Source organism: Amycolatopsis sp. NPDC003861, from assembly GCF_053605405.1.
The window spans coordinates 1-23,628 of the sequence record NZ_JBSGJD010000030.1; the positions used below are offsets into that span (position 1 = coordinate 1).

Sequence of the window (23,628 nt, forward strand, 5' to 3'; positions counted from 1 at the left end):
GGCGGGTTCTAACCCGCCTTACCACTCACGACCGGCCGCGGCGGACCACCTGGCCGGGCCGCGGTCGGTGCGGTTCGGCCACGCGGCGCTAGATGAGCCCTTCGCGCATCGCGAACGCCACCGCGTGGGCGCGGTTGCGGAGCTGGAAGCGGTTGGTGATGTCGTGCAGGATCGACTTCACCGTCCGCTCCGAGTAGCTCAGCTGGTCGGCGATCTCCTTGGTCTCGAAGCCGTCGGCGACCAGCCGCAGCACCCGGGTCTCCCGCTGGGACATCCCGGCGAGGTCCCACCCGTTGGGGCGCAGCACGTCCCGCTGCAGCCGGGACACCCGCGACAGCAGGCGGCCCAGCAGGTCGGGCGGCAGCGCGCCTTCGCCGACGGCCGCGGCCTTCACCAGCCGCACCAACGTGTCCGGGGTGGCGTCGGCGCGGCGGATGATCGCCGAGACACCGTTGCCCACGACGTCCAGCAGTTCCGAATCCTCCACCTCGCCGGCGACCAGGACGACACCCGCGTGGCCGGCGCACTGGAGGCTGCGCAGCAGCTGCCGGGCCTCTTCGTTGAGCCGCTCCACGATGACCAGCACCACCGCGGGCTCGCCGGAATCTTCGTCGGCGAACCGGATTTCGGGACGTGACCGCAGCGCGGCCGTGACGCCCGCGTGGGTGATGGTGTCGGTGGCGTGCAGCAGCACCGGAACCTGGTCGGTGATCATGGGTGTGGCCCTCCCTCGAACGACGTCGGATCGCTCCACCCCCAAGGATCGGGGTGCGGACGCTCGCCGAACAGGGACATGGAGTCCCGATTCGTCCCGCTTTCGCTACTCCGATCGGGCAATGCCGGCCTCTTTGGCCTTGGCGATGGCCTGGGTGCGGTCGGTGACCCGGAGCTTGCGGAAGATGTGGGACACGTGGTTGCGCACGGTCTTCTGGCTCAGCACCAATTCTTCGGCGATCGAGGCGTTGCCCATGCCCTGGGCGACGAGCCGCAGGATCTCCTTCTCCCGCAACGTCAGCCGCGGGAACGACTCGTCACGCGGGGTCGCCGTCCCGAGCAGCGACAGGACCCGGGTGGCGATCGCCGGGCTGAAGATGGCTTCGCCATCGCCGATCACCCGGACCGCGCGGATGATCTGCTCGTTGCGCGCGCCCTTGAGCAGGTAGCCGCGGGCGCCCGCGCGCATGGCGGCGAACACCGCGGCCTCGTTCTCGAACATGGTCAGCATGAGGACGCCGGTGTGCGGGCTCGCGCTCACGATCCGCCGCGTGGCCTCGACGCCGTCGAGGTCGGGCAGGTTGAGGTCCATCAGGATGACGTCGGGCTCCAGCCGGCCCGCATCGGCGACCGCGGTCAGGCCGTCGGCCGCCTCGCCGGCGACCTCCAGCCCGTCGGTGGCGTCGATCATCGCGCACAGCGCCGCCCGGAAGACCGGGTGGTCGTCCACCACGAGGACGCGCAGGGAACCGAACACGGCTCACTTCCCCGCGGCGAGCGGCAGCCAGGCGGCGATCCGCGTGCCCCCGGAGGAAACCGGCTCGACCCGGCAGCCGCCGCCGAGGTCGCCGGCGCGTTCCCGCATCGACCGCAGCCCGGTGCCGCCCACCGCGGGCAGGGCTTCGCCGTCGGTGCCGACGCCGTCGTCGACGATCTCCACGTGCAGGTCGCCGTCCCGCGGCCAGAGGTGCACGGTGCATTCGCGGGCTCCGGAGTGGCGGGCGACGTTCACCAGCGCCTCGCGGATGATCCGGTAGGCGGTGACCTCGACTTCGGCCGACAGCGGCGGCAGCTCGCCGCGCACCTCGACGGCCACCCGCAGCGGCCCGTGCTCGGCGGGCACCCGCCCGGTGAGCGTGGCGGCGTACCGGCGCACGGCCAGCACCAGCCCGGCCTCGTCGAGCGCGGGCGGCCGCGCGTCGGCCACGATCCGCCGCAGGTCGGTGATCGCGCCGTAGAGCTCGTCTTCGAGCCGGGCCAGCAGGTGCTCGGTGCCGGCCCGGTCCCGCGCGATCAGGTCCCGGGCGGCGCGCAGGCCGAGCACGGCGGCGGTGAGCGTCGGCCCGAGCCCGTCGTGCAGATCGTGGAGCACCCGTTTCAGCCGGTCTTCGTACCCCGCGGGACGACCGAAGTCGGCGACGACGAATGTCCGGCGCATTTTCTCCCCGTCCGCCAGAAATGGTCCGGAACCCCCTGGTGAACCGGGGGAACCAGGTCTCGTGCGGGTAGCCCAGCCGGCTGCTCCGTTGCGCGTAGCGGGATGGTCACCCGCTGTACTAATCGCCGCATGCGGCCCCGGTGTTTCAGCGGGGACCCCCGCCCCAGGTAACGGTATGGTTCCGATGCGGAAACCCTCGTAACGGCGCTGGTCGAGGTGATGATCCGTTCGGCTCAGCGGGTCCGGCCCGGGAAGAACGATTCATGAACTGCGCGGTGAACCGGTGGAAATTCGACAGAGCCGGGACGCTGCACTTTCGGGAAGTCGCACGGCGGATGGCGCAAAAGGCGGATGACAATTGGCGGAATGGCAACAGAGCCATTCGCTGTCGTCGTGGTTGAGCCCGTCGCGGGGAGTGTCGGCGTGGCTCAGGAGATCAGGTCGAGCAGGGCGCCGAGCAGGTCCCCGGGCGTTTCGACCTGCGGCAGGTGGCCGGTCCGGGGGAGCGGGGTGAACGTCGAGCGCGGAATCGCGGCGGCGTAGGCCTTCCCGTACTCCGGGCCGGCGATGCCGTCGCTCTCGCCCCAGAGCACGTGCACGGGGATCTCGATCCCGCCGAGCCGCCCGGCCAGGCCCGGGTCGGCCATCGTGGGGCCGGTGTAGCCGATCAGGGCGCGCACGTCCGGGCTCGGCCCGGTGCCCCCGCCGGCCGGCGGTACCGGAGCCCGGCCGGGGTCGTGAAAGGACAGTGCCCGGATCTCGGGGAGGGACATGCCGCTGATGTCGGTCATCGGGTGCCCCTCGACCTCGATGCCGATCCCGTCGACGATCACCGCGCCGCTGACGCGCGGGCTCTTCAGCAGGGCGATCTCGGCGGCCAGCCAGCCGCCGAAGGAGTTGCCGACCACCGTGACGTCCACGAGGTCGAGCCGGTCCAGCAGGTCGACGTACAACCGGGCCAGCGCGGTCACGTCGGTGAGCGTGTCGGCCTTCGGGGTGCCGGCGAAGCCCGGGTGGGTGGGCAGCAGGACCCGGGAGCGGGTGCGTTCGGCGAGCAGGTCGGCGAACCCGGCCATGGTCGCGACGCCGCCACCCCCGTGCAGGAGCAGGAAAGTGCGGGTGCGGTCGCGGTCGGCGACGGTCACCTCGGCGGCGCCGAGGGAGTGGGTTTCGGTGCGGGTGGGCCGGGGCGAGCCGGCGGCGGGGAGAGTCGTCATGGTTCCTTCTCGATCTCAGGCTACCTAAGAAACCTTATATAAGGATGTTTAGATAAGCAACCTGATTTCGATGGGTTAGGGTGACCGCATGAAGTACCGCCCCGGCGACGTCTCCTTGGCCGTGAAGCGCCTGCAGCACCGCCACCACCGGGCGCTCACCCGGGCGCTGGCGCCGCTGGGCCTTTCCCTGGTGCAGTGGGACACCCTGCGCCACCTGCACCGCAAGCCGGACGCCTCCCTGCACGAGCTGGCCGTGCTCACCTTCCAGACCGACCAGTCCTTCGGTTCGCTCGCGACCCGGATGGCCGAGCGCGGGCTGATCGAACGCGTCCCCGGTCCGGGGCGGGCCGTGCGGCACCGGCTGACCGAGGAAGGCGCGCGCCTGCGGGCCGAGGGCCAGGACCTCGTCGACGGCGTCGTCGAGTCGTCGTTCCGCGACCTGTCGGAGGCCCAGGTCGACCAGCTGGGCGAGCTGCTGGACCGCGCGCTGGGTCCCGATCCGACCGCATAGGACGAAAGCCGCGGCCCGGCGGACCGGCGGCTGAAGAAGCGTCGCCTTGCGGACAGGTCCTGGCCTATATCGCGGTTAGCGTGACGTCATCGACTCGCGAAAGGGACTCATGATGACTGCCACCCCCGACGGCTACACCTCGGTCGCCCCCTGGATCGTCACCAAGGACACCGGTGCGCTGCTGGACTTCGTCACCGCGGCCTTCGACGGCGTCGAACTGGGCCGGGTGCCGCTGGCGGACGGCAGCATCGGGCACGCCGAGATCCGGATCGGCGACACCGTCGTGCTCGCCTTCGACCAGCACGACGACTGGCCGGACCTGCCGTCGCTGCTGCGCGTCTTCGTGCCCGACGCCGACGTCGCGTTCACGGCCGCGCTGAAGGCGGGCGGCCGGGAGGTGACCGCGTTGTCGGACAACGCCTTCGGCCAGCGCGGCGGCCGGGTCCGCGACCCGTTCGGCAACATCTGGTGGATCACCGCGGCCGTCGAAACCGTGGCCCCGGAGGAAGGCCTGCGCCGGCTGGAGGAACCCCGGTACCAGGAACAGATGCGGTTCGCCCAGGAAACCCTCGACGCCGAACTCAGCGGCCGGGCGCGGGGACGGGCCAGCGCGGTGCTCCGGTAACGGCCCACCTCAGCGTGGACTGGGCGGCGCGGCCACCTCGACCCGGGCCACTGCGAGCGTCGACCAGCAAGGTGTCCCGGGTCTCGCCGCGGACGATCGCGGCCTGGATCGCCGCGCCGCAGCGGTGCCGTTGCTTCCCGGTTCTCGGCCGACCCGCTCAGAGGGCGGGCACCAGCACCTCCCGGCACCAGGTCCGGAAGCTCGTCGGTGCGATCGCCGCCTCGGCCCAGTCGGCGTCGTAGATGCCTTCGTCCTGGGCCGCGAACATCTCGACCGCGTCCGCGACCACGCGCTCGCTCGCGCCCTGGGTGCGGCGCATGGCAGCGAAGTCGGCCAGGGAGATGCGCTGGTAGGCCACCGGCCGGCCGAGCTCCTCGCTCAGCACCCCGGCCATGCCGTCGGGGGTGAGCCGGTCCGGGCCGAACAGGGGGACGTCGGCCTGCCCGGTCCAGGAGCGGTCCGTCAGCAGGCCGGCGGCGGTGGCGGCGATGTCGCGGGTCGCGATCGTGGCGAGCGGCTGGTCGCCGGCGCAGGTCAGGGCGAACGTGCCGCGCTCGCGGATCGCGGCGAGCTGCCCGAGCAGGTTCTCCAGGTAGAAGGGTGGGGACACGGCTCGGTAGGCCGCCCCCGAACTGCGGAGCTCGGCGTCCATGGCGAACGCCGCCGACAGCACGCCGGCCGGCTTGGGCCAGCCGTGTCCGGCGCTGCTCACCGCCACGACGTGCCCGACGTCGTGGCGGCGGACGGCCGCGGCGCCGGCCCGGGCGAAGGCGAGGTAGTGGTCTTCCGCGCTCGCCGCGGCCGGATCCGGCGGCACCAGCCAGAACAGCGCATCGGCGCCGGACAAAGCCGCGTCGAGGACGGCCGGGTCGTCGTGGGCTCCTTCGACCACGTCGACCTGCTCGCGGACGTCGTCGTCCAGGCGGGCGGCATCGCGGACGACGACCTCGACCTTGCTGCCCCCGGCGAGCAGGTGCCGGACGAGCCGGCGGCCGACCTTGCCGGTCGGGGTGGTCACGACGATCATGGCGGCTCCTAAGCTGAAGGTGAATTCCGGTTCCGAATATAGTCCGGAAGTCGCCGTCGTCAAGTACGCTGAGGCCACCATGACCGCTTCCCGACGTGTGCTGCGCGCCGACGCCCGGCGCAACCGCGACGCCATCCTCGACGCCGCCGGCGAGCTGTTCGCCCAGCGCGGTGACGCCGTCCAGATGGAGGAGATCGCCGAGCGCGCCGGGCTGGGCGTCGGCACCCTCTACCGGCACTTCGCCGACAAGCGAGCCCTGCGTGCGGCGATCATCGGCCGCCGGTTCGAGGAGATGACCTTCCTCGCCGAGGCCGCCGAGGCCGCGGCGGACCCCTGGGCGGCGTTCGAGGCGCTGCTCTACGGCTACCTGGAAGCGGCCGAGCCCGACGCCGCGTTCCGGTTCGCCATCCTCGGCCCGGACGAACCGAGCTGGGCCGACATCGAGGAACAGAAGGTGGTGTTCTCGGCGATCGTCGAGCGCATCGTGCGACGCGCGGTCGAAGCCGGCCGGCTGCGCGCCGACTTCGGCCCCGGGGACTTCGTCCTCATCACCCGCGCGGCCATGGCCAACATGGCGGGCGAGGGCCGGTGGCGCCGGCTGCTCGACCTTCAGCTGGAGGGGATCCGGGCCTGAACACGCGGCGAGGGCGCGGCACCCGCGTGCCGCGCCCTCGTGGTGTGTTACGCGTCCAGGTCCCGGGCGATCAGCTCGGCCAGCGCGTCCACCGACGTCCGGGCCTGATCGCCCTCGGCGCTCAGCTCCACCTCGTCCCCGAAGCCCGCGCCCAGCGTCATGAGGCCCAGGACGCTCGCGGCATCGACGGCGTCACCCACGACTCCGTCACTGACCTTCGCGATCCGGACCTTCACGGGCTGGTCGGCCGCGGTCCGGGCGACCAGGCCCGCGGGCCGGGCGTGGAGCCCGACGCTGCTGGCGACGAGCGTACGGCGTTGGTACACAGTGGACTCCTTCACGCGTTGACGGGTTGACCGGACACGGTGGCGGAACGTTCGACGGCCCGGAACCGCACCTGCTTGAGCGCGATCACCGACCCCGCCGCGACCAGCGTCCCGGCGATCAGCGCCACCAGGAACAGCAGCGGGTTGCCGATCAGCGGGAGCACGAAGATCCCGCCGTGCGGGGCGCGCAGCGTCGCTCCGAAGGCCATCGACAGCGAGCCCGTGACCGCCGAACCGAGCATGATCGAGGGGATCACGCGGAACGGGTCCGCCGCCGCGAACGGGATCGCGCCCTCGGTGATGAACGACGCCCCGAGCAGCCAGGCCGCGCGGCCGTTCTCGCGCTCGGCCTCGGTGAACAGCTTCTTGCGGACCGTCGACGCCAGGGCGAGCGCCAGCGGCGGCACCATCCCGGCCGCCATCACCGCGGCCATGATCTGCAACGAGCCCGTGGCGCCGGTGGTCAGGCCGCCGACGGCGAAGGTGTACGCCGCCTTGTTGACCGGGCCGCCCATGTCGAACGCCATCATCAGGCCCAGCAGCGCGCCGAGCAGCAGGGCGCTGGCTCCGCTGAGGCTGTTGAGCCAGTTCGTCAGCCCGCTCGTCGCGGCCGCCATCGGCTTGCCGACCACGACGTACATCAGCACACCGACCACAATGGACCCGAGCAGCGGGTAGACGACCACCGGCATGATGCCGCGCACCGCCTTCGGCACCTGGATCCGCTTCAGCGCCAGCACCACCCCACCGGCCAGGAGACCGGCGACCAGGCCGCCGAGGAAGCCGGCACCGACGGTGACGGCGATCGCGCCGCCCACGAACCCGGGGGCGATCGCCGGGCGGTCGGCCATCGCGAACGCGATGAACCCGGCCAGCACCGGCACCAGGAAGTCGAACGCGGCACTGCCGATCTGGAACATCAGCGCGGCCCAGCCGGCCACCGACCCCGCGTCGAAGTGCTCGGTGACCTTCGGCGCGTCGACGATCTTGTAGCCACCCAGGGCGAAGCTCAACGCGATGAGCAGGCCGCCCGCGGCGACGAACGGGATCAGGTAGCTGACACCGGTCATCAGCCACTGCCGGACCTTGGTGCCGGCCTTGTCGTTGGCGCCGACCTTCGACGTGAGCTCCGGGGCGGCAGCGGCGGCGGGGGCGGGTTCCCGGGCCGCCGCCTTGGCGCGCTCGAACAACCCGGCCGCGTCGTTGATCGCGGCCTTGACCGGCGCCTCGACGATCGGCTTGCCGGCGAACCGGTCCCGGCCCTGCACCGCGAGGTCCGCGGCGAAGATGACGGCGTCCGCGCTCGCGATGTCTTCGGCGGACAACGGCTCGGACCCGGCCGAACCCTGCGTCTCGACGACGATCTCGTCGCCGTTGGCCTTGGCGGTCTGCTCCAGGGACTCGGCCGCCATGTAGGTGTGGGCGATCCCGGTGGGACAGGCGGTGATGGCGACGAACTTCACGAGGGGGACACCTCCTGGCGGATGTAGCCGGCGACGGCCGCGGCATCGGTGGCGTCGAGCAGGTGCTGCTTGAACTCCGCCCGGACGAGCCGCCGGGCGAGGGCGGCCAAGACCTTGAGGTGGTCGCTGCCGCCGCCTTCCGGCGCGGCGATGAGGAAGATCAGCTTCGCCGGGCCGTCCGGCGCGCCGAAGTCGATACCCGCGTCGCTGCGGCCGAAACCGAGCGTCGGCGCGGTGACCGCGGCCGAGCGGCAGTGCGGGATGCCGATGCCGCCTTCGAGCCCGGTGGCCATCTGCTCCTCGCGGGCGGCGACGTCCTCGAGGAACAGGTCGAGGTCGGTCACCCGCCCGGCGGAGACGAGCCGCTCGGCGAGCGCGCGGACGGCGCCGTGGGAGTCGGTCGCGGCCAGGCCGAGGTCGACCAGGTCGGCGGTGATCAGGTCTGGGGTGGTCATGCGGCGGCTCCGCTGAGGGTGAAGGTGGGATCGGCGTCGAGCACGCGCACCAGGTCGGGGTGCACGTCCTCCGGCGTGGGCATGCGGCTGCCCTCCTGCGTGACCGCGGCGGTGCCGTAGGCGACCGCGGTCCGCAGGGCTTGGGGGCCGGTTCCTCCCGCGTGGAGGAACCCGGCGAGTGCGGCGTCTCCGGCGCCGACAGTGCTGCGCACGGCCACCAGCGGGCCGAGCGCGTGGTGCGTCGCGGACTCCTCGACGAGGACCGCGCCGCGCGCGCCCAGGCTGACCAGCACGCGGCCGACGCCGCCGGAGATCAGCTCCCGGCAGCACGCGACGACGTCGCCGAGCAGCGGCAGCGGGCGGCCGGCGAGCTCGATCAGCTCGTCGAGGTTCGGCTTGAGCAGGTCCGGGCCGCTCGCACAGGCAGCGGCGAGCGGTGCGCCGGAGGAGTCGACGGCGACCTTCGCCCCGGCTTCGCGAGCGAGCTTCGTCAGCCGCGCGTAGAAGTCGTCGGGCACGCCGGCCGGCAGACTTCCGCAGCACACCAGCCATTCGCCGCGTACGGCGAGTTCGACGGCGCGGCGTTCGAGGGTGGCCAGCTCGGCGGGGGAGAACTCCGGGCCCGGCTCGTTGATCTTCGTCGTGGTCCCGTCGGCCTCGACGAGCGTGATGTTGCTGCGGGTCGACCCGGCGATCGGCACGGCGACGACCGGGACGCCTTCCGGGGCGAGCAGGTCGGACAGCCGCTCGCCGACCGGGCCGCCGGCGGGCAGCAGCGCGACGGTCGGGGTCCCGGCGGCGGCCAGCGCACGGGCGACGTTCACGCCCTTGCCGCCGGGGTCGAGCCGGACGGCTTCGGCCCGGTTGACTTCGCCGCGGTGCAGGCCGGTCAGCCGCAACGTCCGGTCGAGGCTGGGGTTGGGGGTCACGGTGACGATCACGCCAGCACCACCTCCGGGCCCGCTTCCTCGAGTTCGGCCACCGCACCGGCGTCGATGCCGCTGTCGGTGACCAGGACGTCGATCTCGGCCAGCCGCGCGAACCGGCTGAGCTGGTCGGTGCCGTACTTGCTGTGGTCGGCCAGCAGCACCCGCTTGCGCGCCGCGGCGACGACGGCGGCCTTCACGGCGGACTCGGCCATGTCCGGCGTCGTACAGCCGTGCTCGGCGGAAAAGCCGTTGGCGCCGAGGAAAGCGACGTCGACGAGCAGGCCTTCGAGCGCGCGGAGCGTCCAGGCTTCGACGGCGGCGAGCGTGGTCCCGCGGACCCGGCCGCCCAGGATGTGCAGCGTGATGCCCGGGCGGGTGGCGAGGATCGAAGCGACCGGGATCGAGTTGGTGATCACCGTCAGCTCGCGGTCGGCCGGCAGCAGCGTCGCGAGCCGGCTGGTGGTGGTGCCCGCGTCGAGCAGGATCGAGCCGCGGTCGGGCACCAGGTCCAGAGCGGCCCGGGCGATCGCGTCCTTCTCCGCGGCGTTGGTCTGGTCCCGCTGCGCGACCTCGGGTTCGAAGTCGAGCCGCTCGACCGCGACCGCGCCGCCGTAGACGCGGCGGACCACGCCCTGGCGTTCGAGGACGCCGAGGTCGCGGCGGATGGTCTCGGGGGCGACACCGAGTTCGGCGGCGACGTCACCGACGTCGACGCGGCCGTCACGTCGTGCGCGTTGCGCCAGGAGCTGATGCCGTTCGGCGGCGTACATGCCCGTTCCTCTCCGATGTTTGCCCGTTGCCGTTTGATTGTGCCCGTTGTTACCGTACTGTCAATCCCCCGTTACGAGATCCTTTGCTCCTGGAGGTCCTGCAATGCCGCTGTCCGGAGTCGGAGTCAGCCCTGGCCGGGTCGACGGCCCGCGCGTCCTCGTGGCCGCTGACCTGCCCGAACCCGCTTCCACGCCCGCTCCGGCAGACCTCGAGGTCGAAGCGGGCAAGATCGGGCAGGCGGCGGCTTCGGTGGCGGCCGCGTTGTCCGATCGTGCCCGTTCCGTGTCCGGAGATGCCCGATCGGTGCTGGAGACGACGGCCGCGATGGCCGCCGACCCGGCGTTGACCGCGTCCGCCGAAAAGCTCGTCCGCACGCGCTCGCTCCCGGCGACGCGGGCCGTATGGGAAGCCGCGGGGGACTTCATGACGGCGCTGCAGGCCGCGGGCGGCTACCTGGCCGAACGCGCCCGGGACGTCGCCGACGTCCGAGACCGGATCATCGCGGCCCTGCTCGGCGTGGCCCCGCCGGGCGTGCCGGACCTGACGTCGCCGAGCGTCCTGGTGGCCCGCGACCTCGCCCCGGCCGACACCGCCGGCCTCGACCCGGACCTGGTCCTGGCGCTGGTGACGGCGGAAGGCGGCCCGACGAGCCACACCGCGATCCTGGCCCGGGCGCTGGGTATTCCCGCCGTGGTGGCGTGCGCCGGAGTGCTGGAGCTGGACAGCCCGGGCCTCGCGGTCGACGGGTCGGCGGGCACGGTGACGCCGTCGGACGGCACGGTCCGGCCGCCGGCCCGGACGTCCCGCCCGGTGTGGGACGGCGTCGGCCGCCTCGCCGACGGCCACCGCGTCAAGCTGCTCGCCAACGTGGGCTCGGCGGCGGACGCCTCGGCTGCCGCGGCGGCCGGCGCCGAAGGGGTCGGGCTGTTCCGCACCGAATTCTGTTACCTCACCGCGGCTTCCGAGCCGACGGAGGCCGAGCAGCGGGCGGCGTACGCGGCGGTGCTGGCCCCGTTCGCGGGCCGGCCGGTCGTCGTCCGCACGCTGGACGCGGGGTCCGACAAACCCTTGGCGTTCCTCCCGATGGGCGAGGAACCCAACCCGGCGTTGGGTGTCCGCGGCCTGCGCGTGGCCTTCGACCGCCCGGACCTGCTGGACCGCCAGCTGTCGGCGATCGCGGCGGCGGCCGGGGACACCGGGGTGGAGCTGTCGGTGATGGCCCCGATGGTGGCCACGGCGGCGGAGGCGGCGTGGTTCGCTTCGCGCGCCCGCGCGGCGGGGATCGCCCGGGTGGGCGTGATGATCGAGATCCCGGCGGCGGCGTTGTGCGCGCAGGAGATTCTCGCGGAGATCGACTTCGTCTCGCTGGGGACGAACGACCTGGCGCAGTACGTGTTCGCGGCGGACCGGCAGCTGGGCGCGGTGGCGGCGCTGAACGACCCGCACCAGCCGGCGTTGCTGCGCCTGGTGGGCCTGGTCGCGCGGGCCGGCGCGGAGGCGGGCAAGCCGGTGGGAGTGTGCGGCGAGGCCGCGGCGGATCCGGCGCTGGCGCCGGTACTGGTGGGGCTGGGGGTGACGTCGCTGTCGATGAACGCGGTGGCCCTGGCGGGCGTGGGCGCGGCGTTGCGCGAGGTGGACCTCGAGACCTGCCGCGTCAGGTCACGGTCGGATCACCCAGACCCAGCTCGGGTGGCCGGGCGTTCCGCGGGGTGACGACGACCGCCGCGGAACGGAGTGGTGATGCCTGTTGCGGCCGGGACAGCTCCAGCCGCAGCAGGCGGGCGCCGGTCACCTCCAGGTCGATGACGGCGGGTTTGCCGGCCGAGACGTCGTGTTCGGACCGCGGGGTCCCGTCGAGGACCACGCGGACCCGGCCGACCTGGAACGCGTCCGCGGCGTCGTCGAGCACCCCGGCGACGGTGGTGAACCGCCGGTAGTTGCCGCCGAGGTCCAGTTCGACGAACCCCGGCCCGGCGACCGACGGCGCACCCGGCCGCACGACGATGCTCTGTTCGTAGCGCACGCCGCTGATGTCCGCGGCGGCGCGTTTCACGCCGTTGCCGGCGCACAGCCACGGCAGTTCACCCGCGGGCACGTGGTGTTCCTCGCGGGTTCCGCCGAGCCATTTCCCACGCCGGGGCATCGGGTACTGGCCCTGCCCGGTGATCGCGGCGAGGAGGTCCGCCACGCCGGCCGGGGTGAACTCGTCGACGTGGTACCGCGTCGTCGAGTGGCCGTTGAGGAACAACGGAATCTCGTCGACCGAGCGGCCGGGCAGGACGACGGGCAGCACCCGTTCGGTCTCCCGGCGCAGGTCCCGGGTGAGGTTGTCCCGGATGATCGCCGCCTCGAACTGGGCGCCCCGCCCCTCGTGGGGCAGCGCGGTGCCGTCGGCGCGGCGCTTGTAGTCCGGGGAGGCGATGACCACGATGAAGTCCGCCTTCTCGAGGTTCTCGGTGGCCCACAGCGACCAGTCCCGGCGCGTGTTGTCGTACCAGGCGTCGAGGTGCACGTCCAAGCCGATCTCCACGCGGAGGAACGAGGCGAACTTGTGCACGAGTTCCTTGTGTTCCGGGGTGTCGTGCGAATAGGTCACGAACACCCGGGGCGCGGCACGGTCGGGCATTGGCGCCCCTTCTCGTCGAGTCGGTGAATCACCGATCTCGGTGATCGGCATTCGCAATGCTGCCCTGTCATTTATCGGCCGGATGCGCGTTTGTCAAGTTTTTCGGAGTGGGCGGCGACGTTGTCCGCCGGTGGCCAGGTATTGGCATCTTTCTGTCCGGTTTCGAGCCTTCTCGCGGTGTGCGGGACCGGCCTAGGATGGGCCGTTGCCTGGTGGGGAGCGGTGAAGGAGCGAAAGCACGCGTGTACGAGTACGACGTGTTCATCAGCTATCAACGCGCCGGCCGGGACATTTCGGCGTGGGTGAAGAATCATTTCCGGCCCCGGCTGGCCGAAGTGCTCGACAACAACTTCTACCGGGACGTCCGGATTTTCTGCGACGACCAGGTCCGCACCGGCGCGAGCTGGGCGGGGGAGGTGCGCACCGCGTTGCTGCGCACCCGGGTGCTGGTGCCGGTGTGCTCGCCGAAGTACTTCCGGGACGAATGGTGCCTGGCCGAGTGGCATTCCATGGCCAAGCGGGAAGCGCTGACCACGCGCACGCGGCCGCTGATCTACCCGGTGATCTTCTGCGACTCCCGGAACTTCCCCGGATGGGCCCACGAGCGGCGCATGCGTGACCTGCAGCAGTGGAACCACCCCTTCGAGCACTTCCAGGCCGCGCCGGCGTACCTCGACTTCAACCGCAAGATCACCGAGATCGCCGGCGAACTCGAGGAGCTCATCGAACGAGCGCCGGACTGGCGGCCGGACTGGCCGGTGGACACCCCGGCCCCCGAGCCGTCCCCCACGGCGCGGATGCCGAGGTTCTGACGGATGCCGGGGTCGGTGTTCACCTTCTACTCCTACAAGGGCGGCGTCGGCCGCAGCTTCACGCTGGCGAACATCGCCGTGCTGCTCGCCCGCTGGGGGCACCGGGTGCTCTGCCTGGACTGGGACCTGGAAGCCCCCGGCCTCGGCGACTACTTCCGGCCGCGGCTGCCGGGCAAGCCCCGCGGTGGTGTGGTCGACCTCGTCACCGGCTTCCGGGAAGGCCGGTTCGCCCCGGAAGCCCACGTGCTGAGGCTGCGGAAGGCCGGCGCGCTCGACTTCATCGCCGCCGGGCGCGAAGACGAGGGCTACATCGGGCAGGTCCAGGCGATCGACTGGGAAGGCCTGTACGACGAGGGGTTCGGCGAATACCTCGAGAAGTGCCGCGAGCAGTGGACGAACGACTACGACTTCGTGCTCATCGACAGCCGCACCGGGATCTCCGACATCGGCAGCATCTGCACCGCGCACCTGCCGGACCACCTCGTGGTGCTGTTCACGGCGAACCAGCAGAGCATCCGCGGGGCGATGGACCTCGCCGGACGCGCGGACCGGGCGCGGAACCTGCTGCCCTACGACCGCTCGCGGCTGACGGTGCTGCCGGTCCTGTCGCGCTTCGACAGCCGGGAGGAGTACGGCCGGTCGGAGGAGTGGCGGAAGACGGTCGTCGCGGAGACGGCCGAGCTGTACCAGGCGTGGCTCGACCAGAGTGTCGCCCCGGAGACGATGTCGCGGCACCTGACGCTGCCGTACGTGTCGTACTGGAGTTTCGGCGAGCAGCTGCCGGTGCTGTCGGAGAAGACGCCGAGCGCGGACCAGATCGGCTTCGCCCTCGAAACCGTGGCGGCGGTGATCGCCTACCGGCTCGACCGCACGGAACTGCTGGCGGAGAACCGCGATGCCTACGTGGCCGCCGTGCGCGCGAGCCACCGGAAGTTCAAGCACGAACTGCGGGTCAGCATCCCGCGGCCGTTCGTCCAGCCCGGCGGTGAGCTGATCGCGGAACTGGGGAAGCTGGGCGTCCGGGCGGTGAAGTCGCTGTCGGGCGACCAGTCGCTGCTGGAGCGGACCGAGGACGACGCCCGGCACCTGTGCCTGATCGTCGACGGCAAGGTGAGCCGCTGGCAGCAGGCCGAAGTCGAGCTCTTCCTCCAGCGGTCGCTCGGCCAGGACCGCCGCGTGATCCCGATCCTGACGCCGGGCACCGAGGCGGCCGGGCTCTCCGGGTACGTGGGCAACCTCCGCTACCTGCGGCTCGGCGCCCGCGGCCCGGCCGGCGTCGCCCAGGACCTGGTCGCCCAGCTCCGCGGCGGGACCCCGCCGGCCGAGGAGGACTCACCCCTTCCGGCGCTGCTCGCCCAGGTCCGCGGGGCACGGCTGAGCCCCTCCCGCTGGGTCCTGGTCGACGAGCTGGTGACGCACCTGCAGGCGACGGTCGAAGCGGGTGACGACCGCCACGTCGACGAACTGGCCGCGGACCTGGCGGTGGCGGCCCGGCCCCGTTCCCCGAGCGGCGTCCCGACCCCGATCCTCGCGGACACCCGCCGGTCGATCGACCTGCTGCTGCGCACGCTCGCCCAGACCGCGACGAAGGCGAACCACCGGAAGGAAGTCGGATGACCGACCGCTTGGGACACAAACAGACCGCGGCGATGTTCACGCTGATGGTGCTGGGCCGCGAAGTACCCAACCCGGAGCTGAAGGAGCTGGTGGGGTTCACGCTCACCGGCAAGGAGCGCACGCAGCTGAAGGACGCCGGGTACATCACCAGCGAGCAGGTCGGCCGTCCGTTCGTCCACGAGCTGACCGACCGCGGCTGGGCCTGGTGCGAGAAGGAGCTCGGGGCGAAGACCCCACCGCCGCCCCGGCCGCAGAGCACCCTCTGCTCGGTGCTGTACCTCGTCCTCGGTGGCTTCGACGAGTTCCGTCGCCACCGGAACCTGCGCCTCGCCGACATCTTCGGCTCGTCGGCGGCACCCGAACCGGTCGAAGACCTCGAAACCCGCATCCGGGTCGCCTACCGCGAACTCGTGAAGGAACCGCGCGGCTGGGTCGGGCTGGTCGACCTGCGGCCGAAGCTCGGCGCGCCGGCCGCGGAAGTCGATGCGGTGCTCAAGGAGCTGAGCCGCACCGGGAAGGTGCACCTGGTCCCGGAGGACAACCGCAAGGCCCTCGAGCCGGCCGATCACGCGGCGGCGATCCGCATCGGCGGCGAGGACAACCACTTCGTTTCGTTCGAGGCGTGATCATGGACGAGCTCAAAGCACTCGCGACGCTGAGCTTCGACTGGGCGGACACCCCCGATCACGTCTGGCGGGACTCGCCCTACCACGTGGACGGTCTGCACGCCGACGCGCTCGCGGCCCTCGACACCGGCATCCGCGATGCCGTCGCCAGTGACGGGCCCAGCCCGATCGGGCTCGTCATGCGCGGGCTGAAAGGGGTCGGCAAGACCCATCTGCTCGGTCTCGTCCGGCGCCGGGTCCACCGCGCGCGCGGCTACTTCTTCCTCGACGACGTCACCGCGGCCGAGGCGTTCTGGGACAACACGGCCGAGGCGTTGCGCCGTGGGCTGGCCCGCCCGGACGATTCGGGTGAGTCGCAACTGCGGCGGTTCCTGCTCCGGGTGTGCCTGCGGGCCCACGTCGACGCCGAGGTCGAGGCGAGGATCCGGCGCGGCCGAGGGCTGACCGCCGGGGACGTGGAGGCCTTCGTCGACGGGGTCGGGTCGCTCGACGAGATGGTCGCCGACGAATGCGGGGACACCGCGCGGGCCCTCGTGCTCATCGCGAGCCGGGACCGCGGCGCCAAGTACATCGGCGAGGACTACCTCGACGGCGACACCGAACTGACCTCCGAAGCTCGTCAGTGGAACATCTACTCGCGACCGAAACCCGCCCGGGTCCTCGTCCAGGAGATCACCCGGCTGCTCGCTCTCACCGGGCCGGTCGTGATCGCCGTCGACCAGCTCGACACGCTGGTCGCGCGGTCGAAGCAGGGCATGCTGGGCGACGGCGTCGGCGACGACCTGCTCGTGGCGCAGATCGCCGACGGGCTGATGGGCCTGCGCGAAGTCACCCACAAGACCCTCACCGTGCTGGCCTGCCTGCCGTCCACCTGGGAGCAGATCCGGTCGAAGGCGGCGGGCACCGTCCCCGACCGGTTCCGGGAAACGGTGACGCTGGGCCGGATCACCGATGCCGCACTGGGCCGGGCGCTGGTCGAGAAGCGGCTAGGGGTGGCGTACGAGTCGATGGGCTTCACCCCGCCGCACCCGACCTGGCCGGTGGCGCCGGCGGCGTTCGAGGGTCCCTGGGAACAATGGACGCCGCGGGAACTGCTCAAGCGCATCGGCGCGCACATCGACGGGTGCCTGCGGGCCGGGCAGGTCCGGGAGCTCACCTCCTTCGACGAGAAGGCTCCGGTGCCGGTCGCGCCCCCGCGCACCGAGGTCGAGAACGACCGGTTCGCCGAGCTCGACGCCGAGTTCGAGAAGCTGCAGGCGGAGGTCGATCCCGGGAAGCTGCTCGGCGAGTCGATCGTGGACCGGATGATGCCGGGGCTGCTGTCGGCCGCCCTGCGGTGCTGGGTCACCGAGGTCGGCGACGACGACATGGAGTGGTCCTGTGAGCGCCAGGCCGGGCTGAGCGAGGTGCACGCATGGCTGACCCGGACCCTCGACGAAACCGCGGACCTGCAGGAGCACTGGGTGTTCCGGGCGATCGCGGCTCGCGACCCGCGGGCGGCGCTGAGCCGGTTCCGCAAGGCGCGGTCCGAGGCGGGACAGCGCCAGGGCGTGGACAACCGGCACCTCGTCATCCTCCGCGACGCCTGGGGACGCGGGGCCAAGACTCGCGAAGAGGTCGAGAAGTTCACGGCCGCCGGCGGCCGGACGATCCGGCTGTCCGACGCCGACGTGCGGACCTTCTGGGCGTTGCAGAAGCTGCTCGCCAACGGCGGCCGGGAGCTGCACGAGTGGCTGTACGACCGGCGGCCCGCCAGCCGGTCCGAGCTGCTGTCCGCCGTGCTGCCCGAGAAGCCGGGCGAACAGCGGCCCGGTGAAGCCGCCCACCCGCCGCCCGCCGAAGGGGAGATCACGCTCGGGACCGTCGTCGGCTCCGGTGAGCCCGTGCGGATCGAGCTTTCCGCCTTGCGCAAGCACGCCGCCGTCTTCGCCGGTTCCGGATCCGGGAAAACCGTGCTCCTGCGGCGGATCATCGAGGAATGCGCGCTCCTCGGCGTCTCCGCGATCGTCCTGGACCCCAACAACGACCTCGCGCGCCTCGGGGACGCCTGGCCCGAGCCGCCGGGCGGCTGGCGGAACGGTGATGCCGAACTCGCCCAGCAGTACCTCGCCGAGACCGACGTCGTCGTCTGGACGCCGGGGCGGGTGACCGGGCGGCCGCTGGCCTTCCGGCCCCTGCCCGACTTCGCCGGCGTCCTCGACGACACCGACGAGTTCACCGCCGCCGTCGAGGTGGCCGTGGCGACGCTGGCCCCTCAGGCGCGGCTCACCGGGAGCACCGCGAAGGCCGGCATCGGGCTCGCGGTGCTCCGGCAGGCCGTCGTCCACCACGCGCGGACCGGGTCGCGCAGCCTGCCGGAGCTCGTCGAGCTCCTGTCCGACCTGCCCGAGGACGTCAGCACCCTCAACGACGCCAAGCGGATCGCCGCCGACCTGGCCGAAGTCCTCAAGGCCGCGATGGTCAACGATCCGCTCTTCGCCGGCGGTGGCGAGCCGGTCGATCCGGGCACGCTGCTCACGCCGGCCGAGGGCAAACGCGCTCGTGTCTCGGTGATCAGCTTCGTCGGCCTGCCCGCCGAAGAACAGCGGCAGAACTTCGTCAACCAGCTGCAGATGGAACTGTTCGCCTGGATCAAACGCCACCCCGCGGGCGACCGGCCGCTGGGCGCGCTGTTCGTCATGGACGAAGCCCAGACGCTGGCGTCGTCGGGGAGTCTCACGGCGAGCACGCGCAGCACGATCGTCCTCGCTTCCCAGGCCCGCAAGTACGGCCTCGGCCTGCTGTTCGCCACCCAGGCCCCCAAGGGGCTGCACAACCAGGTGGTCGGCAACGCGATGACGCAGTTCTTCGGCCGGCTCAACAGCCCGGCCCAGATCGCGGCGGCCACCGAGCTGGCCCGCGCGAAGGGCAGTCCGGTCGCGGACATCTCCCGGCTCGAGCGAGCGCAGTTCTACGTGGCGGGGGAGGCGTTCGGGTTCCGCCGGGTGGCGACGCCGCTGTGCCTGTCCCACCACCCGGCCGGCCCGTTGCGGCTGGAGGAGGTGATCGCGCGGGCCGTCGATCCGGACGGGGCTCGTTCGACGCGTCGGTAGTGAAACCGACCGGAGGAGTTCCCGATGATCCGCCTCTACATGACCATGTCCCTCGACGGCTTCGTGGCCGGGCCGGAGGATCGGCCCGGCCAGGAGCTGGGCCGCGGTGGTGGCCGGCTGTTCGACTGGCTGGACCACCGGCACGGGGACGGCGCCAGCGCGCAGATCTACCGGGAGGCCCTGGCGACCGGCGCGCTCATCTCCGGCCGCCGGACCTTCGAGCTGGCCGGCCGGTGGGGCGGCGACCACCACGACGGGGTGCCGATCCACGTGCTCACCCACCACATCGATCCCGCCGACACCCCGCCGGGCAGCGCGCGGTTCTTCACCGACGTCACCGCGGCGGCGGAGGAAGCCCGTGCCGCGGCCGGTGATCGCGCGGTGATGGTGCACGGGGCCGGGGCCGCGCAAGCCTTGCTGGCCGCGGGTCTGCTGGACGAACTGGAACTGCACGTCGTCCCGGTGCTCCTCGGCGAAGGACGGCGGTTGTTCGACGGCACCAAGGCGGAACTCGAGCTCGTCCGCCGCCTCGACGACCAGGGCGTGCTCCACCTGCGCTACCGGGTCCGGTGACGCGGGTGGCTCCGGCGCGGAGGCCGGAGCCACCCTCAGCTCAGCCGTGGCGGAAGCACAACGTGCCCCACTGGAAGCCGGCGCCGATCGACGACACCACGTACGTGTCGCCCGGACGCACCTCGCCCGAGGCGAACCGGGCGTGCAGGGCCGTGAACACCCCCGCCGATCCCGTGTTGCCCAGGCTGTCCACCGTGATCGGGGCACGGGACCGGGACACGCCCAGCTTGTCCAGCGCCGCCGTCAGGATGTTCAGGTTCGCCTGGTGCAGGAAGAAGTGGCTCACCTCGTCCACCGGCACGTGCGCGTCGTCCAGCGCACGCAGGATGCTGTCCGGCAGGCAGCGCGTCGCCGTGTCCCACACCGCCCGGCCGTTCATCTTCAGGGAGGCGCCGGGCGCCGGGATCTCCACCTCGTAGGACAGTTCCGCGCCGAAGTCCCAGCCCAGCAGGCCGGCGCCCGGGGCGGCCCGGGTGAGGACCGCCGCGCCCGCCGCGTCACCGAAGAACACCCTCGTCGTGCGGTCCGCCGGGTCCGTCACGCGGGACGCGCAGTCCGCCGCCACCACCAGGACCGTGCGGGCCGCCGAGGTCTGCAGCAGGTGCGCGGCCAGGAACAGGGCCTGGACCCCGTTGGCGCACGCCGCCTGGGTGACGTCGAGGGCGAGGGCCCGGTCGGCGCCCAGCAGCTCCTTGACGATCAGCGCCGTCGAGGGCAACGGCTGGTCGGGGGTGTACGTCCCGACGATGACCGCGTCGACGTCGCGAGCGGAGACGCCGGCCGCCGCGAGCGCGGGGCGGGCGGCGGCCGCGCACATGTCCGAGGTCCTGCGGTCCGCGGCCAGGCGGCGGCGGGTCCGGATCCCGGTGCGGCCGACGATCCACTCGTCCGAGGTGTCCAGCGTCGCCGTCAGTTCGGCGTTGGTGACGACCTCCGGTGGCAGGTGCACGCCGGTGCCCGTGATCGCCAGCGGAACGGCCAGCGCGCTCACGCCGTCCCGCCCGCGTAGACGTTGCGCGACGGGTGCAGCTGCTGCTCGAGATCGGTGTAGAAGCGGCCGGACTCGCACGGCAGGCCGAGCAGGATGCGGCGGGCGGCCTCGCCGCACAACGCGCCACCGAGGGCCACGCCGGACGCGAGCTGGGGCCAGCTGCTCAGCGTGCGGCCCAGTTCGCCGAACGACGCCTTCAGCTCCGGGCTGATCCGGTCCGCGTCCACCATGGCCAGGATCAGCTCGGTCCTGGCCGCCGGCGCCGGCTCCAGCAGATCGACCGACTTGACGTCGCCGAGCAGCCCGTGCAGCAGGGGCCGGTCGGGCTCGCGGTCGAAGCGCTCGACGTCGAGCATGCCGCGGTCGTTGCAGTCCATCACGACCGGGATGCCGAGGTCGCGGGCGTACTCGCGGGCCGCGATCTTCACCCACGGCGTGTCGCACTCTTCGACGAGGAGGTCGAGACCACCGGCGAAGAACCGCTCGATGGTCTCCGGGGTCAGCCCGGCCGGCTCGATCTCGACGTCGAGGTACGGGTCGATCTCGGCCAGCTGCCGGGCCGACAGCACCGCCTTGTTGACGCCGAGCTCGTGCACCCCGCCGCGCAACCGGTTCAGATTGGACAAGCCGAAGTCGTCGAAGTCGGCCAGCCGGAACGCTCCGCCGATGCCTTCGAGCGCCAACGTCAGCGCCGCGCTGTTGCCGACCGACAGGCCGATGACGCCGATCCGCTTGCCGAACAGCCGCCGCTGGTCGGGCCGTTCGATGCGGCCCCGGTTGCGGTCGGTGCGGACCAGCCGGAACTCCTCGCGCGGCAGCACGTGCACCAGCCGCCCGGACCACGGGTACCACGCCCACGTGCCGTACTCCCACGGCGGCGCGCCGGCCAGTTGCTCCCGCTTCTTGCGTTCGATCTCGCCGCGGTCGCGGCACGCCGGTTCGCGGCTGCGGACCAGTTCGGTGAGCTGGTCGTCGATCGTGTCGTGCAGTTCGCGGACGTTCCCGGACGCGAGCAGCGCCTCGACGTCGGCGGCGGTGTGCAGGACCGGCCGGTACGTCGTCCGGTCGGGCGAGGCGGCGCCGGACGGGGTGACCGGTGCCCCGCGGCGCACCGGCGGCACGGGCAGCAGCGGGGCCGCCCCCGCCGCCGCGATGACGGGGAATTCGTCGCGCAGCCGGGTGACCAGGTCGTGCTGCCGCCCGCCGCCGTCGGCGACGCGGTGCAGCATGATCACGACGTCTTCGGTGTACTGCGGGACGTACCGGCGGGTGCCGGTGACGGGCCGGAACCCGAACCGTTCGTGGAACCGGTCCTGGCCGTCCTTCGTGCCGGAGGTGCCGATCATCGCCCGGGCGCCCAGGTGGTGGGCCGCGCCGATCGCCAGCGCGTTGAGGTGGAGCCCGAGACCGAGCTTGCGGGCGCGGTGCTCGACGACGAGCCTGCTGTGTTCGAACACCTCCCCGGCCGCGAAGCCCTCGGCGGCCAGGAGTTCCTCGTAGCGCTCGTCGCCGAGGAAGTCGCGGGACTGGAACAGCACGCCCGAGTCCGGTGTGGACAGCCGGATGTACCCCAGCGGCGGGCCGCCGGGGCTGCGCCGCGCGAGGAAGTGCCAGGCGCCGAAGTCCAGCTCCTGGTCGTCGGTGTGGGTGCCGTCCGGGCGGAGGAACGCCGGACGGCGGCCGTGGTCGAACAGGATGCGCGCACGCAGCGCGCGGACGGCGTCGAGCAGCGGGTGGCCGTCTTCGCCCGGCTGCGGTCCGCGGAACGCGGTGACGTGCCAGTCGGGCGTTTCCGGCGCGGGCGCGCCGGGGTGGTTCAGCGGGGTCAACTGTCGCCTTTTCTCCGGAAGTGCCGGACGGCAACGGAAAGCCGCCCGGGAGAGGCCTCGGCCGGGGCGTGGGTGGGGACGCCGACCAGGGCGGCGGAACGGTAACAGCGCCCGGGGGTACCGGTCCGATAACGGCGGCCCGGCCGGGAAAACCTTTACCGAGCCGGGAAGATCGACTTCGCGTGACCGCGGCGCCCGGTTCCGGTGAAGCGTGGCCGCGGTGACCCACACGAACGAGTGGCAGCATGCTGCCCGTGCGCAATCGGGGATGGGAACGCCGGGGTTTCCGGGGGCGGCGTGCTCGGAACGCTTCACCCCGGCGGGGGAGACGGGCGGCCGCACCGGGTGCCCGGTCCCGCGTCCGGGACCGGGCACGGCGGGGATCAGTCCGCTTCGGGGAAGTGGATGTCGGTGACGTGGACGTCGACGACCTCGACGTCGAGACCCAGGTACTGCTCGACCGCGTCGATCACCGCGACGCGGATCTGCTCGCCCAGCGCCTTCACCGCGTGGCCGAACTCGACCACCACGGGGATGGTCACCCAGGCGACGTCGTCGGCGAGCTCGACCGTGATGCCGTCCTCGGCGACGCTGTGCACGCCTTCGGTCTGCGCGGCGATCCGCACGACGATCTTGCCGACGACGCCGTCGGCGATCGTGGTGCTGCCGCGGCTGCCCGCGGCGGGCCGGGCCGCGGCCGCTTCGGTCTCGGCGGCCACCACGACCGGGGCGGCTTCGGCCACCGGCTCGGTCTCCGCGACCGGCTCGGTCTCGACGGTCTCGGCGACCGGCTCGGTCTCGGCGGCCTCGGCGACCGGCTCAGCCGCAACAGTCTCGGCCACCGGCTCGGCTTCGGCGGCGTACTCGACCGTGTCCGAGTCGGTGTCGTCCCCTTCGGTGTCCTCGGCGGCCGCCTCCTCGTCGGTCCCGGTGACGTCCTCGTCGCTCTCGTCAGCCTCGGCCTCGTCGGCTTCGGACTCCTCGGCGGACTCGGCCTGGTCGCTGTCAGCGGCTTCGTCTTCGGCGGTTTCCGCGGCGGTTTCGCTGTCGGTTGCGGAATCCGCCTCCTCGGCAACCGTCGCCTCGTCGGTATCGGGAGCGCTTTCGGCGGGCGCCTCGGCGACCTCCGGGGCGGGCTCGGCCGCGCCGTAGGAGTACCCGCCCGCGCCGGCGGTTTCGTTCTTGGGGCGGCCGAAGATGCTGTTGATGACGTCGGACATGTTTTCCCTTTCCGGGAGCGACGACTACCTGTGGGGACAGCAGACGGGCGACATGTTAGGGGACGGCCCGTGACGTGCGTCACGGGCCCCCGTCTTCGAGACTCGCTTGTGTCCCAACAGATATCCGGCCGA

At 72.3% G+C, this 23,628-nt stretch carries 23 protein-coding genes; 9 read left to right on the plus strand and 14 right to left on the minus strand.

Annotated features, from left to right (window positions below):
• Positions 1–88: 88 nt before the first annotated feature.
• From ACWEVN_RS10790 to ACWEVN_RS10805, 4 genes are all read right to left on the minus strand, one after another.
• Positions 89–715 (minus strand): response regulator transcription factor, encoded by a 627-nt coding sequence (locus tag ACWEVN_RS10790; protein ID WP_043785945.1) that lies wholly within the window; start codon positions 713–715, stop codon positions 89–91.
• 105 nt (positions 716–820) lie between these two features.
• Complete coding sequence (locus ACWEVN_RS10795; protein WP_449687279.1) at positions 821–1,471, minus strand: response regulator; 651 nt, start codon at positions 1,469–1,471, stop codon at positions 821–823.
• 3 nt (positions 1,472–1,474) lie between these two features.
• Positions 1,475–2,152: a sensor histidine kinase gene (locus tag ACWEVN_RS10800; RefSeq protein ID WP_449687278.1), complete on the minus strand. Its 678-nt coding sequence runs from the start codon at positions 2,150–2,152 to the stop codon at positions 1,475–1,477.
• Between the two features lie 428 nt (positions 2,153–2,580).
• Positions 2,581–3,369: an alpha/beta fold hydrolase gene (locus ACWEVN_RS10805; RefSeq protein ID WP_452051074.1), complete on the minus strand. Its 789-nt coding sequence runs from the start codon at positions 3,367–3,369 to the stop codon at positions 2,581–2,583.
• 88 nt (positions 3,370–3,457) lie between these two features.
• Between ACWEVN_RS10805 and ACWEVN_RS10810 the strand changes: the two genes are divergently transcribed.
• Both ACWEVN_RS10810 and ACWEVN_RS10815 read left to right on the plus strand, forming a co-directional pair.
• A complete protein-coding gene (locus ACWEVN_RS10810) occupies positions 3,458–3,880 on the plus strand; it encodes a MarR family winged helix-turn-helix transcriptional regulator (protein WP_452051075.1) in 423 nt (140 codons plus the stop codon).
• A 112-nt stretch (positions 3,881–3,992) separates the two neighbouring features.
• Positions 3,993–4,505, plus strand: a complete 513-nt coding sequence (locus tag ACWEVN_RS10815) for a VOC family protein (RefSeq protein WP_452051076.1) — start codon at positions 3,993–3,995, stop codon at positions 4,503–4,505.
• A gap of 157 nt (positions 4,506–4,662) precedes the next feature.
• Here ACWEVN_RS10815 and ACWEVN_RS10820 read toward each other — a convergent pair whose 3' ends face one another.
• Entirely contained in the window at positions 4,663–5,532 is an 870-nt protein-coding gene (locus tag ACWEVN_RS10820; RefSeq protein ID WP_452051077.1) for an NAD(P)H-binding protein, read from the minus strand.
• A 79-nt stretch (positions 5,533–5,611) separates the two neighbouring features.
• Between ACWEVN_RS10820 and ACWEVN_RS10825 the strand changes: the two genes are divergently transcribed.
• Positions 5,612–6,166: a TetR/AcrR family transcriptional regulator gene (locus ACWEVN_RS10825; protein WP_449687273.1), complete on the plus strand. Its 555-nt coding sequence runs from the start codon at positions 5,612–5,614 to the stop codon at positions 6,164–6,166.
• A gap of 47 nt (positions 6,167–6,213) precedes the next feature.
• On the opposite strand, the gene ACWEVN_RS10830 is transcribed toward ACWEVN_RS10825, so the two are convergent.
• Genes ACWEVN_RS10830 through ACWEVN_RS10850 form a run of 5 tightly spaced genes read right to left on the minus strand, consistent with a single transcriptional unit; the run spans position 6,214 to position 10,109 of the window.
• A complete protein-coding gene (locus ACWEVN_RS10830) occupies positions 6,214–6,492 on the minus strand; it encodes an HPr family phosphocarrier protein (protein ID WP_310972865.1) in 279 nt (92 codons plus the stop codon).
• 11 nt (positions 6,493–6,503) lie between these two features.
• Positions 6,504–7,955 (minus strand): PTS fructose transporter subunit IIC, encoded by a 1,452-nt coding sequence (locus tag ACWEVN_RS10835; RefSeq protein ID WP_452051078.1) that lies wholly within the window; start codon positions 7,953–7,955, stop codon positions 6,504–6,506.
• Positions 7,952–8,410, minus strand: a complete 459-nt coding sequence (locus tag ACWEVN_RS10840) for a PTS sugar transporter subunit IIA (RefSeq protein WP_449687272.1) — start codon at positions 8,408–8,410, stop codon at positions 7,952–7,954. Before ACWEVN_RS10840 ends, ACWEVN_RS10835 begins: the two co-directional genes overlap by 4 nt.
• Positions 8,407–9,351, minus strand: a complete 945-nt coding sequence (pfkB, locus tag ACWEVN_RS10845) for a 1-phosphofructokinase (protein ID WP_452051079.1) — start codon at positions 9,349–9,351, stop codon at positions 8,407–8,409. Before pfkB ends, ACWEVN_RS10840 begins: the two co-directional genes overlap by 4 nt.
• Complete coding sequence (locus ACWEVN_RS10850; RefSeq protein ID WP_310972861.1) at positions 9,348–10,109, minus strand: DeoR/GlpR family DNA-binding transcription regulator; 762 nt, start codon at positions 10,107–10,109, stop codon at positions 9,348–9,350. The genes pfkB and ACWEVN_RS10850 overlap by 4 nt, the downstream gene beginning before the upstream one ends.
• 103 nt (positions 10,110–10,212) lie before the next feature.
• Here ACWEVN_RS10850 and ACWEVN_RS10855 point away from each other — a divergent pair, with 103 nt between their 5' ends.
• A complete protein-coding gene (locus ACWEVN_RS10855) occupies positions 10,213–11,823 on the plus strand; it encodes a phosphoenolpyruvate--protein phosphotransferase (protein ID WP_452051080.1) in 1,611 nt (536 codons plus the stop codon).
• Here the strand turns inward: ACWEVN_RS10855 and ACWEVN_RS10860 are convergent.
• Positions 11,765–12,736 (minus strand): SEFIR domain-containing protein, encoded by a 972-nt coding sequence (locus tag ACWEVN_RS10860; protein WP_452051081.1) that lies wholly within the window; start codon positions 12,734–12,736, stop codon positions 11,765–11,767. The two genes, ACWEVN_RS10855 and ACWEVN_RS10860, sit on opposite strands and share 59 nt — an antisense overlap.
• 242 nt (positions 12,737–12,978) lie before the next feature.
• Here ACWEVN_RS10860 and ACWEVN_RS10865 point away from each other — a divergent pair, with 242 nt between their 5' ends.
• From ACWEVN_RS10865 to ACWEVN_RS10885, 5 genes are read left to right on the plus strand one after another with little or no spacing between them, the layout of a single operon-like run.
• A complete protein-coding gene (locus tag ACWEVN_RS10865) occupies positions 12,979–13,548 on the plus strand; it encodes a TIR domain-containing protein (protein ID WP_452051082.1) in 570 nt (189 codons plus the stop codon).
• Positions 13,549–13,551: 3 nt separating this feature from the next.
• Positions 13,552–15,165 (plus strand): CATRA system-associated protein, encoded by a 1,614-nt coding sequence (locus tag ACWEVN_RS10870; protein ID WP_452051083.1) that lies wholly within the window; start codon positions 13,552–13,554, stop codon positions 15,163–15,165.
• Positions 15,162–15,791: a hypothetical protein gene (locus tag ACWEVN_RS10875; RefSeq protein ID WP_452051084.1), complete on the plus strand. Its 630-nt coding sequence runs from the start codon at positions 15,162–15,164 to the stop codon at positions 15,789–15,791. Before ACWEVN_RS10870 ends, ACWEVN_RS10875 begins: the two co-directional genes overlap by 4 nt.
• A 2-nt stretch (positions 15,792–15,793) precedes the next feature.
• Entirely contained in the window at positions 15,794–18,883 is a 3,090-nt protein-coding gene (locus ACWEVN_RS10880; RefSeq protein ID WP_452051085.1) for a helicase HerA domain-containing protein, read from the plus strand.
• A gap of 24 nt (positions 18,884–18,907) precedes the next feature.
• Positions 18,908–19,456, plus strand: a complete 549-nt coding sequence (locus tag ACWEVN_RS10885) for a dihydrofolate reductase family protein (RefSeq protein WP_452051086.1) — start codon at positions 18,908–18,910, stop codon at positions 19,454–19,456.
• Positions 19,457–19,496: 40 nt separating this feature from the next.
• On the opposite strand, the gene ACWEVN_RS10890 is transcribed toward ACWEVN_RS10885, so the two are convergent.
• The 3 genes from ACWEVN_RS10890 to ACWEVN_RS10900 all read right to left on the minus strand — a co-directional run bounded on the left by ACWEVN_RS10890 (position 19,497) and on the right by ACWEVN_RS10900 (position 23,496).
• Positions 19,497–20,447: a 3-oxoacyl-ACP synthase III family protein gene (locus tag ACWEVN_RS10890; RefSeq protein ID WP_452051087.1), complete on the minus strand. Its 951-nt coding sequence runs from the start codon at positions 20,445–20,447 to the stop codon at positions 19,497–19,499.
• Positions 20,444–22,276, minus strand: a complete 1,833-nt coding sequence (locus tag ACWEVN_RS10895; protein ID WP_452051088.1) for a ThiF family adenylyltransferase — start codon at positions 22,274–22,276, stop codon at positions 20,444–20,446. The genes ACWEVN_RS10890 and ACWEVN_RS10895 overlap by 4 nt, the downstream gene beginning before the upstream one ends.
• A 383-nt stretch (positions 22,277–22,659) precedes the next feature.
• Positions 22,660–23,496, minus strand: a complete 837-nt coding sequence (locus tag ACWEVN_RS10900; RefSeq protein WP_452051089.1) for an Asp23/Gls24 family envelope stress response protein — start codon at positions 23,494–23,496, stop codon at positions 22,660–22,662.
• Positions 23,497–23,628: the final 132 nt, after the last annotated feature.

Bases quoted from the DNA above. Each gene is read 5' to 3' on its own strand.
- ACWEVN_RS10790 (WP_043785945.1), bottom strand. From the start codon at position 715: ATGATCACCGACCAGGTTCCGGTGCTGCTGCACGCCACCGACACCATC.
- ACWEVN_RS10800 (WP_449687278.1), bottom strand. From the start codon at position 2,152: ATGCGCCGGACATTCGTCGTCGCCGACTTCGGTCGTCCCGCGGGGTAC.
- ACWEVN_RS10805 (WP_452051074.1), bottom strand. From the start codon at position 3,369: ATGACGACTCTCCCCGCCGCCGGCTCGCCCCGGCCCACCCGCACCGAA.
- ACWEVN_RS10810 (WP_452051075.1), top strand. From the start codon at position 3,458: ATGAAGTACCGCCCCGGCGACGTCTCCTTGGCCGTGAAGCGCCTGCAG.
- ACWEVN_RS10815 (WP_452051076.1), top strand. From the start codon at position 3,993: ATGACTGCCACCCCCGACGGCTACACCTCGGTCGCCCCCTGGATCGTC.
- ACWEVN_RS10820 (WP_452051077.1), bottom strand. From the start codon at position 5,532: ATGATCGTCGTGACCACCCCGACCGGCAAGGTCGGCCGCCGGCTCGTC.
- ACWEVN_RS10825 (WP_449687273.1), top strand. From the start codon at position 5,612: ATGACCGCTTCCCGACGTGTGCTGCGCGCCGACGCCCGGCGCAACCGC.
- ACWEVN_RS10840 (WP_449687272.1), bottom strand. From the start codon at position 8,410: ATGACCACCCCAGACCTGATCACCGCCGACCTGGTCGACCTCGGCCTG.
- ACWEVN_RS10850 (WP_310972861.1), bottom strand. From the start codon at position 10,109: ATGTACGCCGCCGAACGGCATCAGCTCCTGGCGCAACGCGCACGACGT.
- ACWEVN_RS10855 (WP_452051080.1), top strand. From the start codon at position 10,213: ATGCCGCTGTCCGGAGTCGGAGTCAGCCCTGGCCGGGTCGACGGCCCG.
- ACWEVN_RS10860 (WP_452051081.1), bottom strand. From the start codon at position 12,736: ATGCCCGACCGTGCCGCGCCCCGGGTGTTCGTGACCTATTCGCACGAC.
- ACWEVN_RS10870 (WP_452051083.1), top strand. From the start codon at position 13,552: ATGCCGGGGTCGGTGTTCACCTTCTACTCCTACAAGGGCGGCGTCGGC.
- ACWEVN_RS10875 (WP_452051084.1), top strand. From the start codon at position 15,162: ATGACCGACCGCTTGGGACACAAACAGACCGCGGCGATGTTCACGCTG.
- ACWEVN_RS10880 (WP_452051085.1), top strand. From the start codon at position 15,794: ATGGACGAGCTCAAAGCACTCGCGACGCTGAGCTTCGACTGGGCGGAC.
- ACWEVN_RS10885 (WP_452051086.1), top strand. From the start codon at position 18,908: ATGATCCGCCTCTACATGACCATGTCCCTCGACGGCTTCGTGGCCGGG.
- ACWEVN_RS10900 (WP_452051089.1), bottom strand. From the start codon at position 23,496: ATGTCCGACGTCATCAACAGCATCTTCGGCCGCCCCAAGAACGAAACC.